This window comes from Parafrigoribacterium humi (assembly GCF_040227205.1).
Lineage (GTDB): Bacteria > Actinomycetota > Actinomycetes > Actinomycetales > Microbacteriaceae > Parafrigoribacterium_A > Parafrigoribacterium_A humi.
Window position 1 is genome coordinate 137,215 of the sequence record NZ_JBELOA010000006.1, and the last position, 13,031, is coordinate 150,245.

A 13,031-nucleotide genomic window follows, 5' to 3' on the forward strand; every position below is an offset into this window, starting at 1 on the left:
CACTTCACTGCGTGAACTGTGCGGTTGCGCAGTAAACACGTGCGAGTGGGCGATTGCTGGTGATGTGCACACTGGGATTCGAACTAATTCGGGATTTCTACCGGGTGCATCATCACTGTAGCACCTTTGAAGTCGACGGCGAGCAGCAGCGGCTGCCAGGGTGTTCCGTCGTGTTGCTCCACGAGCTCGGCGGCCACGAGCCGCTCGGCCGGGTCGCTGCAGAGCACGAGGATCGACGGCCCGGCGCCCGACACGACGGCGGCATGACCCTCCGCGCGCAGCTCGGTGATGAGGGAGTCCGTGTCTGGCATGGCGCTCGCGCGATAGCTCTGGTGCAGCCGATCCTCGGTCGCGGCGAGCAGCAGCTCGGGGCTCTGGATGAGCGCGGCGATGAGCAGCGCAGAGCGCGAGACGTTGAAGATGGCGTCCGCGTGCGGCACGGAGAGCGGGCGCAGGCTGCGCGCAAGCTCCGTGGACATCGTGCCCTGGGGCACGGCGATCAGGGGCGACACCCCTCGGTGCACGATGAGCTTCTTGTGCTGCGGGCCGTCATCCGTGGTCCAGGCGATCGTGAGGCCCCCGAAGAGCGCGGGTGCGACGTTGTCGGGGTGACCCTCGAGCTCGGTGGCGAGCGAGAGCAGCATCCCGGAGTCGATGTCGACGATGCCAGCGAGCAGCCCCTTGGCCGCCATGATCCCGGAGACGATGGCCGCACCGGATGACCCGAGGCCACGCCCGTGCGGGATCGAGTTGTGCGCGACCAGGTTCAGCCCCGGCATCTGCTGCCCGACCGCGGCAAAGGTGTGAGCGATGGCGCGCACCACGAGATTGCTCTCGTCTGTCGGAACCTCACCCTCGCCGACACCGGTGACCTGCACCGTCGCGCCGGGCTCCGGGCGCACGCTGACCGTCAGGATGTCATAGAGCGAGAGAGCGAGTCCGAGCGTGTCGAACCCCGGGCCCAGGTTCGCGGTCGTCGCCGGAACCTTGACCGTGACGGCTCGGCCGGCCAGGCCCGCCGGTGCGGTTGTGGTCATGCACTCACTTTCGCGAGGCCGAGCACGCCGGCGATCTCGTCGGTGTCCACGGGAACCACGGTCGGCTTCACGTCCGCACCGTCCGGGGTGCGAAGAGCCCACTGCGGGTCCTTGAGGCCGTGGCCCGTGACGGTGAGCACGACCCGGGCATCCTTCGGGATCTCGCCCGCGGCGGAACGTTCGAGCAGTCCGGCGACGCTGATCGCGGAGGCCGGCTCGACGAAGATGCCCACCTCGGAGGCCAGGATGCGATACGCCTCGAGGATGCGCTCATCCGAGATCGCACCGAAGTATCCGTCGCTCGCGTCGTGGGCCGCCGTGGCCAGTGCCCAGGATGCCGGGTTGCCGATTCGGATGGCGCTCGCGATCGTCTCCGGCTCCTTGATCACGTGCCCGCGCACGATCGGCGCGCTGCCCTCGGCCTGGAAGCCGAACATCCGCGGAAGCCTGGTGGTTGCACCGCGCTCGAGCTCTTCGCTGTAGCCGCGGAAGTATGCGGTGTAGTTGCCCGCGTTGCCGACGGGGACGATGTGGAAGTCCGGAGCATCCTCGAGCACCTCGACGATCTCGAACGCCGCCGTCTTCTGGCCGCTGATGCGGTCGGGGTTGACCGAGTTGACCAGGTGCACCGGGTAGTCCTTGGCCAGTTCGCGCGCGATCTCAAGGCAGTCGTCGAAGTTGCCCTGCACCTGCAGCAGCTGTGCGCCGTGCGCGATCGCCTGGGCGAGCTTGCCCATCGCGATCTTGCCCTCCGGTACGAGCACGGCCGCGGTGATGCCGGCGTGGGTGGCATAGGCGGCGGCGGACGCCGAGGTGTTGCCGGTGGAGGCGCAGATGACGGCCTTCGCACCCTGCTCAACGGCCTTCGAGACGGCCATGGTCATCCCGCGGTCCTTGAACGACCCGGTCGGGTTCATGCCCTCGTACTTGACCCAGACCTTGGCGCCGGTGCGCGCGGAGAGAGCCGGCGCGGGAATCAGCGGTGTTCCGCCTTCGCCCAGGGTGACGATGGGCGTGCTGTCCGAGATGTTCAGACGATCGGCGTATTCGCGCAGAACCCCGCGCCACTGCTGTGCCATTAGATACCTTCTACTCTTAATACTGAGGTGACAGAATTCACGACGTCGCTCGCTTCGAGGGCTGTGACCGTCGCGGAGAGATCGGATTCGGATGCCTTGTGGGTGCCAATCACAAGGGTAGCGGTGGCTGAGCCACCATCGGCACGCACCGACTGCTCCACGGCCTCGACCGAGACGCCGTGCTTGCTGAACATCGCGGCGACGGCGGCGAGAACGCCGGGCTTGTCGATCACGCTGAGGGTGATGCGGTAGCGCGTCGTGATGCTCGAGATGGGCAGGATGGGCAGGTTCGCGTGCGTCGACTCTGCGACGCCGGGGCCGCCGATGACGTGCCTGCGCGCGGCCGAGACGAGGTCGCCGAGAACAGCGGATGCCGTCTCCTTGCCGCCCGCCCCCGCGCCGTAGAACATGAGGTCGCCCGCGGCCTCGGCCTCGACGAACACCGCATTCTTGGCGCCGCGCACCGCCGCGAGCGGATGGTCGCGGGGAACGAGCGCGGGGTAGACCCTGGCCGAGACGCCCTCGTGGCCGGTGATGGCATCCGTCAGTCGCTCGCTGATCGAGAGCAGCTTGACGACGTACCCGGCCTTGCGGGCCTCCTCGACCTGCTGCAGGGTGACGGTCGTGATTCCCTCGCGGTGGACCTTCTCGAGCGGCACCGTGGTGTGGAAGGCCAGACTCGCGAGAATCGCGGTCTTCTGGGCGGCGTCGTGCCCCTCGATGTCTGCTGACGGGTCTGACTTCTCTGCGTAACCGAGGTCGGTCGCCGTGGCGAGGGCGGCATCGAGGCTCTCCCCCTCGCTGTCCATGCGGTCGAGGATGAAGTTGGTCGTGCCGTTGACGATGCCGAGGATGCGCTTGATGCGGTCACCCGCGAGGCTGTCGCGCAGCGGGCGGATGATCGGGATGGCACCGGCCACGGCCGCCTCGTAGTAGAGCTGGGCGCCGACCTGCTCCGCGGCCTCGAACAGCTCCTGGCCGTGCGTGGCGAGAAGTGCCTTGTTACCCGTGATGACGTCCGCGCCCGAGTTGAGCGCCTGCAGGATGTAGCTGCGCGCGGGCTCGAGACCACCCATGAGTTCGATGACGATGTCCGCGCCGAGGATGAGCGACTCGGCTTCGGTCGTGATGAGTTCCTGCGGCAGGTGCGCAGTGCGTGCGGCCTGCGGGTCGCGCACCGCGATCCCCACGAGTTCGAGGCCCGCACCCGCCCGCTGCGCGAGTTCCTCACCATGCTTCAGCAGCAGGGACGCCACCTGGGCGCCCACGGAGCCCGCCCCGAGAAGGGCGACTCGCAGATTGCGGTACTCGATCATGGTGTGTCTTCTTTCGTCAGCCCTGCATCTCGTGAAAGCAGGTCGGCTTCGGTTTCGCCGCGCACGATGACGCGCGCCGTTCCATCCACGACGGCCACCACCGGCGGCCTTCCGAGGTAGTTGTAGTTGCTCGCGAGCGACCAGCAGTACGCGCCGGTCGCGGGCACGGCGAGCACGTCGCCCGGGCGCACGTCGCCCGGCAGGTAGTCCGCGTGCACGACGATGTCACCGCTCTCGCAGTGCTTGCCGGCGATGCGCACGAGGGCCGGCTCGGCATCCGAAGTGCGGCCTGCGATGCGCACGGTGTAGTCGGCCGCGTAGAGGGCGGGACGCACGTTGTCGCTCATGCCGCCGTCGACACTCACGTACTTGCGGATGGCGCTGCTCTCGCCCGCAGAGACCTCCACGTCTTTGACCGTGCCAGCCGTGTAGAGCGTCGTGGTGGACGGTCCGACGATGGCTCGCCCGGGTTCCACCGCGACGACGGGAACCGGGATGCCAAGCCTCGCGCACTCCGCGGCCACGATGTCCGCGAGCCTGGCCGCGATCTCCTCGAGCGGCAGGGCGACATCGACACTCGTATACGCGATCCCGAAGCCGCCGCCGAGGTTGAGTTCCGGAATCGGCCCACCCTCGAGCAGGCCTGCATGGAGCGTCAGCAGGCGGGTGGCCGCCTCCGCGAAGCCCTCGGAGTCGAAGATCTGCGATCCGATGTGCGAGTGAAGGCCGAGGAATTCGAGCTCGGGGTGTGCGCGGATCGCGGCCACCGCATCCGCTGCCTCGCTCAGTGCGATGCCGAACTTCTGGTCTTCGCGCGCGGTAGCCAGGTATTCGTGGGTGTGCGCGTGTACTCCGCTGTTGACCCGGAGTCGCACGGGCTGCACGACACCGTGACGCGCGGCAACAGCAGCGATCCGCTCGATCTCGATGATGCTATCGATGACGAGCACGCCGACGCCGACGCCGACCGCGCGGTCGATCTCGACGAGAGACTTGTTGTTGCCGTGAAAACCGAGCCTCGACGGCGCGATGCCCGCGGCGAGCGCGACCGCGAGCTCGCCGCCCGTGCACACGTCGATGTTGAGCCCCGCCTCGGCCACCCAGCGGGCCACCTCCGCGCTGAGGAACGCCTTGCCCGCGTAGTAGACCTTGGCCGCGGAGCCGACGCGGGCGAATTCGCGGGAGAAGGACTCGTGCGCCGAGGCCGCTCGTCCACGGACATCCGCCTCGTCGATGACGTAGACCGGCGTACCGAACTGCTCGGCGATCGAGACGGCATCGAGCCCGGCGATCTCGAGCCGACCGGACGCGTCGCGAGTCGCGTTCCGCGACCAGACCGTCGAGGCGAGCGCGTTCGCGTCTGCGGGGTGGACCAACCACTCCGGGGCGAGCGGATTGAGAGTCAAAGGGGAACCTCACGGGAGTCTGCGAATGATGCGGTGCGAACCTGGCACGGTTCCTGAAGTCCCCTGAATCTTATTACGAGACCTCGGTGCGCCCCGGATCGAGCCGCGCGGGGGATCTCCGACAGCTACGTCGAGGGCTTGTCCCCTGCCTTCGCCTCCGGCTCGCAACTTCCCTTGCTGGAGAGCGTCTTGCTGTTCAGCTTCACGTTCTCGGCAGAGACGGTGATCTGGATGGACTTGCCCTCGACATAGACGCTCTCGAGCGTGAAGCCCTTGGGAAGCAGCGGCGCGATGCAGATCGAATGGCTGGCGAAGAGAGACTCCGCGAGGGAGCCGAACGCGGATTTCTTGAGCTCCTCGGCCGTGAAGTCGAGGTTGTTGATGACGATGGAGTTGGGCGTGAGCTGCAGCTTGCCCTTGCTCGCCGAGGGCGTGAACTCGATGCCCACGGGCAGCGAGAACCCGCCGATGGTCACCTCCGTGCCGAGGATGACCTTGCTGTCTTTGATGGTGATCTGCTTCGGCGACAGGCCGGGAACCGTGGAGAACAGCGCCTTCAGTGCCGTCTGATCGGTGACGAAGACCACGCGCAGGAGCCTCGTCGGCTTGCTCGTGTCGAGTGGGATGTCCGCCGCCGTGAGCTGCGCAGAGCCGGAGAGAGCCCCGAGAGTCACTCGTGCCACCCCGACGTCGACCCGATCGAGGCTGCCGGAGATGAGCTGGTACAGCACGGAGGTTCCGCCGACGCTCACGTCGATAGGCGTGCTGGCCGGCACGTCGAGAGAGGTGCGCACCTGGCTCTCGATCTTGTCTGCAACGAGGCCCCGCGCCGCGTTGTCTGCGACGATCACGCCGACGACGATCAGGGAGACGATGCCCGCCGTCAGAACGAACCGCAACGAGGTGCCCACTCGGCGCTTGCGCTTCGGCGGCTTCGTCTTCGGCTTCGGCGAGGGCGTCACGGGCTACATTCTGGCTGGTGCTGATACTCCCAGCAAGCCCAGGCCGTTGCGCAGCACCTGGCCGGTCGCGTCGTTCAGCCACAGCCGGGTGCGGTGCAGATCGGTCACCGGCTCGTCGCCGAGCGGCGTGACCCTGCAGTTGTCGTACCAGCGGTGGTAGGCGCCCGCGAGCTCCTCGAGGTAACGGGCGATGCGATGCGGCTCACGCAGTTCGGCCGCCTGCACGAGCACTCGCGTGTATTCGCCGAGGATGCCGAGGAGGTTGTTCTCGGTCTCGTGGGTCAGCAGCTCCGGGGCGAACGCACTGCGGTCGACGCCGGCGGCCGCCGCGTTGTTCGCCACCGAATTGGTGCGCGCGTGCGCGTACTGCACGTAGAAGACGGGGTTGTCGTTGGTGCGACGCCCGAGCAGGTCGAGGTCGATGTCCAGCTGCGAGTCGGTCGAACTGCGCACCATCGCGTAGCGTCCGGCATCCACCCCGACCGCCTCGACCAGGTCTTCGAGCGTCACGACGGTGCCCGCGCGCTTGCTCATCCGCACCGGTTCCCCGTTGCGCATGAGGTTGACCAGCTGGCCGATCATGATCTCGAGGTTGACACCGGGCACATCACCGAACGCGGCGGTCATGGCCATCATCCGCTTGACATAGCCGTGGTGGTCGGCGCCGAGCATGATGATGTTGCGCTCGAAGCCACGCTCACGCTTGTTGAGGTGGTAGGCGAGGTCACCAGAGATGTAGGCCGCCTCGCCGTCGCTCTTGATGACGACGCGATCCTTGTCGTCCCCGAACTCGGTCGTGCGCAGCCAGGTGGCTCCGTCCTTCTCGTAGATGTGCCCGAGATCGCGCAGTCGCGCAATCGCGCGCTCGACCGAGCCGCTCTCGTGCAGCTCGTTCTCATGGAAGTACACGTCGAAGTCCACGCCGAAGTCGTGCAGGCTCGCCTTGATGTCTCCGAACATGAAGTCGACACCGAATGATCGGAATACCTCCTGCGCGTCCTCGCGAGACAGCGCGGAAAGGTCACCCGTGTAGCTCGCGACCACGCGATCCTTGATGTCGGCGATGTACTGGCCCGCATAGCCGTCCTCCGGCGCGGGCTCGCCGAAGTAGCTCGCGAGCAGGCTGCGGGCGAAGCGGTCGATCTGCGCGCCGTGGTCGTTGAAGTAGTACTCACGCGTGACGAGGCCGCCCTGTGCCTGGAATATGCGCGCGAGGCTGTCGCCGACAGCGGCCCAGCGCACTCCGCCGATGTGGATGGGGCCGGTGGGGTTCGCGGAGACGAACTCGAGGTTGATCGTGACGCCCTCGTAGAGCGTGCCGCGACCGAAGGCCTCGCCCTGCTCGACGATGGTCTTCGCGAGGGCGCCCGCGGCAGCGGCATCCAGCCTGATGTTGATGAATCCGGGGCCGGCGACCTCGACGGATGCGACACCATCGACCGCTTCGAGGCCCGCAGCGAAGTCTGCCGCGAGCTCGCGCGGAGCGAGTCCGAGCGGCTTGGCGAGCTTCATGGCGATGTTCGCGGCCCAGTCGCCGTGGTCACGGTTCTTGGGGCGTTCGAGCGCCACGTCCGCCAACTCGATCGGGGCGGGCGGAACGGCACCCCGGCGCTCGAGCACAGCGTTCACGATCGACAGAAGCTGGGCGGAGAGTTGCGCTGGAGTCACGGGAAGCGATTCTATCGTGCGGCCCGCGCGCGCCCTCGCGGCCGAGCGCGGGGTCGTGGGTGAGAATTGGCTGCGACGACACAGGGGGATCCGATGGCACTCAGCGCTCACAGCTTCACGATGCGGGCCGCAGCGGTGGCGACCATCGGCGCTCTCGCGCTTTTCGGCCTGGCCGGGTGCAAGGCCGAGACGGACACGCAGTCCTCGTCGACCACGCACTCCCCTCGTGCGACCTCGCCGAGTTCCGCGAGCGCCACGCCAAATGCCGTAGCGAGCCCGACGACAGCACCGGCTCCGACTCGCGCGCCGGGCACTCCCGTCGGCGTGGCCTGCGCCTCGTTCCTCACCCCGCAGGTCGTGTACGACTTCAACCCCAACACCAGCCTGCAGCCTGCATACAAGCCTGCGGCGGGCAGCGACGGTGCGACGGCGCTGTCGTTCAAGGGCATCTCCTGTGGCCTGGTCAACGACAGCAGCGGTGTCGTCACCTCGGTGAGCATTGCGCACCCCGGGGCATCCGATCTCACCGCACTCAAGAGCGCCGCGGCCAGGGGTGCGGCGACGTCGGGACTCGGCGACGCGGCGTACTTCAGCACGAACGGCCAGGTCGGCCAGCTCCAGGTGTTCATGGGCCCGTACTGGATCTCCACGAGCTCGGTGTTCTTCGGCACCGCGGACGACGCGCGGGGGCTCGTCACCGCGGCGCTCTCCGCGGTGAAGTAACCCGCCACTCCCTCCTCTTGAGCCCATCGGATCGTTGGCGATTCCCGCCCTTCCCACGCGTTTTTAGGGCGGATTTCGCCAACAATGCGGATGCACGCGAGGCAACCGGGCTGGGGTAACCTTGGTCAGTACTCCTGGCCCCCATAGCTCAGGGGATAGAGCACTGCCCTCCGGAGGCAGGGGCCGCAGTTCGAATCTGCGTGGGGGCACCTTCTTTCTCGCACGCAGGCATGGCTTCTCCCCCACAGGCATGGCGCGCGTCCCTCGCCTGCGGCCTGTCTTGCGGCCCCGCTCGTAGCATGGGGCTGTGACCTCCCTTTCGCGCCGCGACCTCCTCGCTCTGGGCGCGGTCGGCGCGGTCGGCGTCGTCACGGCCGGATGCACGCAGGACGAGCCGAAGAATCCGCGGCCCATGCCCATCGCGCCATCAACACCGAAGCAGCCCACCACCTGGGACGAGCTCGCCGACGCGGTCACCGGAACGCTCTCGCGGCCCGGCGATGAGGACTACGACACCGTGCGGCTGGTGCAGAATCCGCGCTTCGACACCGCGAGGCCCCTCGGGGTGCTGACCGTGGCATCCGCGACAGACGTCGCCACCGCACTCGCGTTCGCGAGAGCGAAAGACGTTCCCCTCGCCCTGCGTTCCGGTGGGCACAGCTACACCGGCTGGTCGTCCGGAGGCGCAGCAGGCACCGACATGCCGCCGTCTCTTGTCATCGACACGCGCGGCATGACCGACGTGACCATGCACAACGACAACACGGTGACGGTGCAGGCGGGGGTCTCGCTCGTGCAGCTGTACACCGCGCTCGGCAACTCGGGCAGGGCGATCGCCGCCGGGTCGTGCGCGACGGTCGGGGCCACGGGGCTCATCCTCGGCGGAGGCGTCGGCGTGCTCACCCGCGCCTACGGGCTGAGCTGCGACGCGCTGACAGCCGTGGAGATCGTGACGGCGGACGGCACGCTGCGAACGGCGACCGCGACGAAGGATCCGGAGCTGTTCTGGGCGTGCCGCGGTGGCGGTGGCGGCCATCTCGGCGTCGTCACCTCGCTGACGCTCGACACGCAGCCCGCGCCCAACGTGACCATGTTCTCCCTGCAATGGCCGTTCTCCTCCGCCGCGGATGTCGTGAGCGCCTGGCAGCGCTGGGCGCCCCAGGCAGACCCGAGGCTGTGGTCAACTCTCAAACTGCTCAGCGGCACGAACTACACCGACGGCCCGGGCCTCTTTCTCTCGGGAACCTGGATCGGCCCGAAATCGGACCTCGCCGTGCAGCTCGCGCCGCTCCTCACCGAGGTCGGAACTACGCCGACGCGCAACTCGGCAACGACGAAGAACTACCTCGATGCGATGATGAGCTACGCGGGCTGCGGCACCATCCCGCTCGCCCAGTGCCAGACGGGCGTCGGCGGCAGGCTCCACCGCGAGTCGTTCTCCGCGACCTCGCACGTGCCGTATCGCGAACTCAACTCCGTCGGGATCGACACGATGCTCGCCCAAGTCGTTGCGGCATCCGCCGTGCCCGGCCTGCGGGAGGGTGGAATCTCGATGGATGCCCTCGGCGGCAAGGTGCGCGACCTCGCCCCCGGTGCCACGGCCTTCCCGCATCGCACCGCCCTCATGACCGTGCAGTACACCGCGACCTTCGCGAACGGAACTGATCCCGCGCCCTACGACGCCTACGTGCGCGGGTTCCGCTCCGCGCTCGTACCGGAGTGGGGCGACGGCGCCTACGTGAACTATCCGGATGCGAGCCTGCCCGACCCCGCCGCATCCTATTTCGGCGACAACGCGCCTCGCCTCGCCGCGGCGCGCGCGAAGTACGACCCGAACGGCCTCTTCACCCAGCCCCAGGCCTACTGACCCCCCATCCGCCCCTTCTCCCGTGGTGGTGGTCGCCCAAATGAAGGAGTGGAGCGCTCCCACGGGAAGGGTGCCCCCGGAATACCGGGCCTCGGCGCGCTTCGCTCCTTCATTTGGGCGAAACACGGGCGGAGAGGTCGGGACGGGACACAAGGGCGCGGCCGATCAGAGGCCGAGGACGGCCTTCGCGATGAGGAAGTAGATCACGAGCCCGCTCGCGTCGACGAAGGTGCTGATGAACGGCGCGGACACGATCGCCGGGTCGACTCTCGCCGCACGCGCGCCGAGCGGGATGGCCCCGCCGACCGCGGCCGCGAGAGTGCCGATCGCGGTGACAGTCAGAAGCAGCACGAGCGCGATGCTCGGCCCCACCAGGAACAGCGCAGGTACGAACCCCAACAGCCCGAGCGTCCCACCGAGCATGATGCCGACCCGCAGCTCGCGAAACAGCACTCGAAGCAGGTCTTTAGGCCGCACCTCGTCGAGTGCGAGCGCCCTCGTGAGCGTCGTCGCCGCCTGCGATCCGATGTTGCCGCCCGCGCCGATCAGCATCGGGATGAACAGCGCGAGCGCCAGGGACTGCTGCAGCGTGGGCGCAAAGGTGTCCTGCACCGCGACCGTGAGCGAGGATGCCGCCACGAGCACGAACAGCCACACCACGCGGCTGCGCACAACCGCGAACAGTCGCGCAGACAGATAGGGCTGACGCAGCGGCTCCGCGCCACCGGTGCGGGCCGCATCTTCAGCTTCGGCGTCCGCGAGGATCTCTGCGGCGTCATCGAAGGTGAACAGGCCGACCAGGCGGTTCTCGGAGTCGACGACGGCGGTGGCGATCACGTCCGCCTCGACGACGCGGCGCGCTGCGGCCTCCTGTGGATCGGTCGCGCTGATCAGGATCGGGTCGTGCATGAGGTCGGCGACCACGGCATCCGGGTCGGCCAGCAGCAGGTCGCGCAGCTCGATCGCACCGACGACGACGCGACTGGGCCCCGCGACGGGCAGGAAGTAGATGGTCTCCGCAGCCTCCCCCGCGGCACGCACGTGCTCGAGGGCCGCTCCCGCGGTCATCGTCGAGAGCACCTTGATGTATTCGGGACTCATGCGGCGGCCGACGCTGCGCGGCGGGTACCCGAGCAGGGTCGCGGTCAGCTCTCGTTCGCGCCGGGAGAGGCCCTGCAGGAGTCTCCTCGCCACGTTGGCCGGCAGTTCGTCCAGGAGGCCGACCCGGTCATCCGGATCGAGTTCTTCGAACAGCTGCCCGACACGCTCGTCGCGCAGGCTGCCGAGAAGCTCGCTCGCGAGTCCGTTGTCGAGGGTCTCGAACACGGCGAGGGCACGGTCCTTGGGCAGCAGGCGAAACAGCAGCGCCCGCCGTGCAGAGGAGACGCGGCCCATGAGCGCGACGATCTCGCCGACCCGCACCTCGTCGAGGGCGCGCCGCAACTCGCGAAGATCGCCGACGTCGCCGTCTTCGAGCAGGTCGAGTGCGGTCTGTTCTGCCATGGCTGCCCTCCCACCGTTCAGGGTACCGACAGATGCACGCGCCGCCCGGCAGCACGGATGCGCGCCGGATGCAGCAGAGTGGAACCGTGCAGCTTTCCATCGTCATCGCGCCGGATTCGTTCAAGGGCTCCCTGCCCGCACGCGAGGTCGCCGAGGCCATCGCCGACGGTTGGCACTCGGTGCGCCCGGACGACACGATCCGTTCGATCCCCCAGGCGGATGGCGGCGAGGGCACACTGGACGCCATCGAGGCCGCGGTGACCGGCTCGGTTCGTCGCGACGCGGGGCTCGTGACCGGCCCGGACGGCAGGCCCGTGCGCGGCGAGTGGCTCGAACTGCCCGGCAGGGTTGCGGTGGTCGAGCTCGCCCAGATGTGCGGGCTGCCGCTCATGAAGGCCCTCGACCCGATCGGTGCGACGACTTACGGGCTGGGGCAGGTCATTCGGGCGGCCCTCGCATCGGGCGCGCGTCGCCTGGTGATCGGTCTCGGCGGATCCGCGTCGACGGATGGCGGGGCCGGTGCGCTTGCGGCCCTCGGACTCGCTGCGCAGGGCGGCGAGCTCCGCGCGGGCGGACTGGGCAGCATCGTCACCCTCGACCGGAGCAGGCTGCTCGCGCCGCCGGAGGACGTCGTGCTGCTGAGTGACGTCACGAATCCGCTGCTCGGGCAGAACGGCGCCGCCGCCGTGTACGGGCCGCAGAAGGGTGCGAGGCCCGACCAGGTCGAATCGCTGGATGCCGCACTCGCCCGTTTTTCCGGACTGCTCGGCGGCGACCCCGCGCAGCCGGGTGCGGGGGCTGCGGGCGGCACGGCGTACGGGTTCTCGACGGCCTGGGGCGCCACGATCGAGCCGGGCGCGGCCTATCTCTCCACGCTCACGGGCCTCCCGGATGCCGTGGCCCGGGCGGACCTGCTCCTCACGGGAGAGGGCCGCTTCGACGCCACCTCGGCGGAGGGCAAGCTCGTCGGGCAGCTCATCGGGCTCGCCGGTGAACATGGGGTCGCGGCCGGTGTGATTGCCGGACAGCTCGCGGTGCCGCCGGTCGACGCTGATGGCGAGCCGCTCTGGGCGGCGTCGCTCGCAGAGCTTGCCGGCACGACTGAGGCCGCGATGGCCGACCCCGCACGCTGGCTGCGCGTCGCGGGCGCGGAAGCGGCGCGGGCAGTGCCGCTGGCCGAGTAGGCCGACCGCGGCCGTATCGAGGCCGGGACGCGGTGCGACTTCCAGCAGGCAAGTGCTGCCGAAAAGGAGGAGAAAGCGCACGAGCAGACACGAAAGTTCCTTCATTCCGTGTCACACCGCGAAAAGTTCCTCCGTCCTCGTTACTCGACCGAGCGGGAACCGGGGGCCTCGATACGCTCGTTCCTGGCTACTCGACATTGAGGATAGTGGTGGTGGTTCCGGGGCCGGTCTGACCTGCTACTCGACAGACTCGCTCTTGGTGATGTCATTCGCTGGATTTGTCGGC

Annotated in this window: 10 protein-coding genes and 1 tRNA gene; 4 read left to right on the forward strand and 7 right to left on the reverse strand. The window is 68.4% G+C overall.

All coding sequences use genetic code 11. From position 1 onward, the window contains the following. Positions 1-83: 83 nt before the first annotated feature. The 6 genes from thrB to argS form a co-directional block, all read right to left on the reverse strand. Positions 84-1,037, reverse strand: a complete 954-nt coding sequence (gene thrB / locus ABUA28_RS10970; RefSeq protein ID WP_349904211.1) for a homoserine kinase — start codon at positions 1,035-1,037, stop codon at positions 84-86. Then, positions 1,034-2,116 carry a threonine synthase gene (thrC, locus tag ABUA28_RS10975; RefSeq protein WP_349904213.1) on the reverse strand — a complete coding sequence of 361 codons (1,083 nt, stop codon included), beginning with the start codon at positions 2,114-2,116 and terminating at the stop codon, positions 1,034-1,036. Before thrC ends, thrB begins: the two co-directional genes overlap by 4 nt. Next, positions 2,116-3,432: a homoserine dehydrogenase gene (locus ABUA28_RS10980; protein WP_349904214.1), complete on the reverse strand. Its 1,317-nt coding sequence runs from the start codon at positions 3,430-3,432 to the stop codon at positions 2,116-2,118. The genes thrC and ABUA28_RS10980 overlap by 1 nt, the downstream gene beginning before the upstream one ends. Continuing rightward, on the reverse strand, positions 3,429-4,838 hold the full coding sequence (gene lysA / locus ABUA28_RS10985; protein ID WP_349904215.1) for a diaminopimelate decarboxylase: 1,410 nt from the start codon (positions 4,836-4,838) through the stop codon (positions 3,429-3,431). Before lysA ends, ABUA28_RS10980 begins: the two co-directional genes overlap by 4 nt. A 125-nt stretch (positions 4,839-4,963) precedes the next feature. After that, on the reverse strand, positions 4,964-5,800 hold the full coding sequence (locus tag ABUA28_RS10990; protein ID WP_349904216.1) for an LmeA family phospholipid-binding protein: 837 nt from the start codon (positions 5,798-5,800) through the stop codon (positions 4,964-4,966). Between the two features lie 3 nt (positions 5,801-5,803). After that, positions 5,804-7,468 (reverse strand): arginine--tRNA ligase, encoded by a 1,665-nt coding sequence (gene argS, locus ABUA28_RS10995; RefSeq protein ID WP_349904217.1) that lies wholly within the window; start codon positions 7,466-7,468, stop codon positions 5,804-5,806. A gap of 93 nt (positions 7,469-7,561) precedes the next feature. On the opposite strand from argS, the gene ABUA28_RS11000 reads away from it, so the two are divergent. The 3 genes from ABUA28_RS11000 (at position 7,562) to ABUA28_RS11010 (ending at position 10,058) form a co-directional block, all read left to right on the forward strand. Next, positions 7,562-8,191, forward strand: coding sequence for a hypothetical protein (locus ABUA28_RS11000; RefSeq protein ID WP_349904218.1), 630 nt, complete (start codon positions 7,562-7,564; stop codon positions 8,189-8,191). 137 nt (positions 8,192-8,328) lie between these two features. After that, positions 8,329-8,400, forward strand: a tRNA-Arg gene (locus ABUA28_RS11005). A gap of 98 nt (positions 8,401-8,498) precedes the next feature. Continuing rightward, entirely contained in the window at positions 8,499-10,058 is a 1,560-nt protein-coding gene (locus tag ABUA28_RS11010) for an FAD-binding oxidoreductase (protein ID WP_349904219.1), read from the forward strand. Positions 10,059-10,223: 165 nt separating this feature from the next. Here the strand turns inward: ABUA28_RS11010 and mgtE are convergent, their stop codons facing one another. Next, positions 10,224-11,561, reverse strand: a complete 1,338-nt coding sequence (gene mgtE, locus ABUA28_RS11015; protein WP_349904220.1) for a magnesium transporter — start codon at positions 11,559-11,561, stop codon at positions 10,224-10,226. Positions 11,562-11,593: 32 nt separating this feature from the next. Between mgtE and ABUA28_RS11020 the strand changes: the two genes are divergently transcribed. Beyond that, positions 11,594-12,745: a glycerate kinase gene (locus tag ABUA28_RS11020; RefSeq protein WP_349904221.1), complete on the forward strand. Its 1,152-nt coding sequence runs from the start codon at positions 11,594-11,596 to the stop codon at positions 12,743-12,745. The last annotated feature ends 286 nt before the right edge of the window (positions 12,746-13,031 follow it).

What these genes read in the sequence shown, in the direction of transcription:
- thrC (WP_349904213.1), bottom strand. Translation starts at nt 2,116, where the DNA reads ATGGCACAGCAGTGGCGCGGGGTTCTGCGCGAATACGCCGATCGTCTG.
- ABUA28_RS10980 (WP_349904214.1), bottom strand. Translation starts at nt 3,432, where the DNA reads ATGATCGAGTACCGCAATCTGCGAGTCGCCCTTCTCGGGGCGGGCTCC.
- mgtE (WP_349904220.1), bottom strand. Translation starts at nt 11,561, where the DNA reads ATGGCAGAACAGACCGCACTCGACCTGCTCGAAGACGGCGACGTCGGC.
- thrB (WP_349904211.1), bottom strand. Translation starts at nt 1,037, where the DNA reads ATGACCACAACCGCACCGGCGGGCCTGGCCGGCCGAGCCGTCACGGTC.
- ABUA28_RS11000 (WP_349904218.1), top strand. Translation starts at nt 7,562, where the DNA reads ATGGCACTCAGCGCTCACAGCTTCACGATGCGGGCCGCAGCGGTGGCG.
- ABUA28_RS11020 (WP_349904221.1), top strand. Translation starts at nt 11,594, where the DNA reads ATGCACGCGCCGCCCGGCAGCACGGATGCGCGCCGGATGCAGCAGAGT.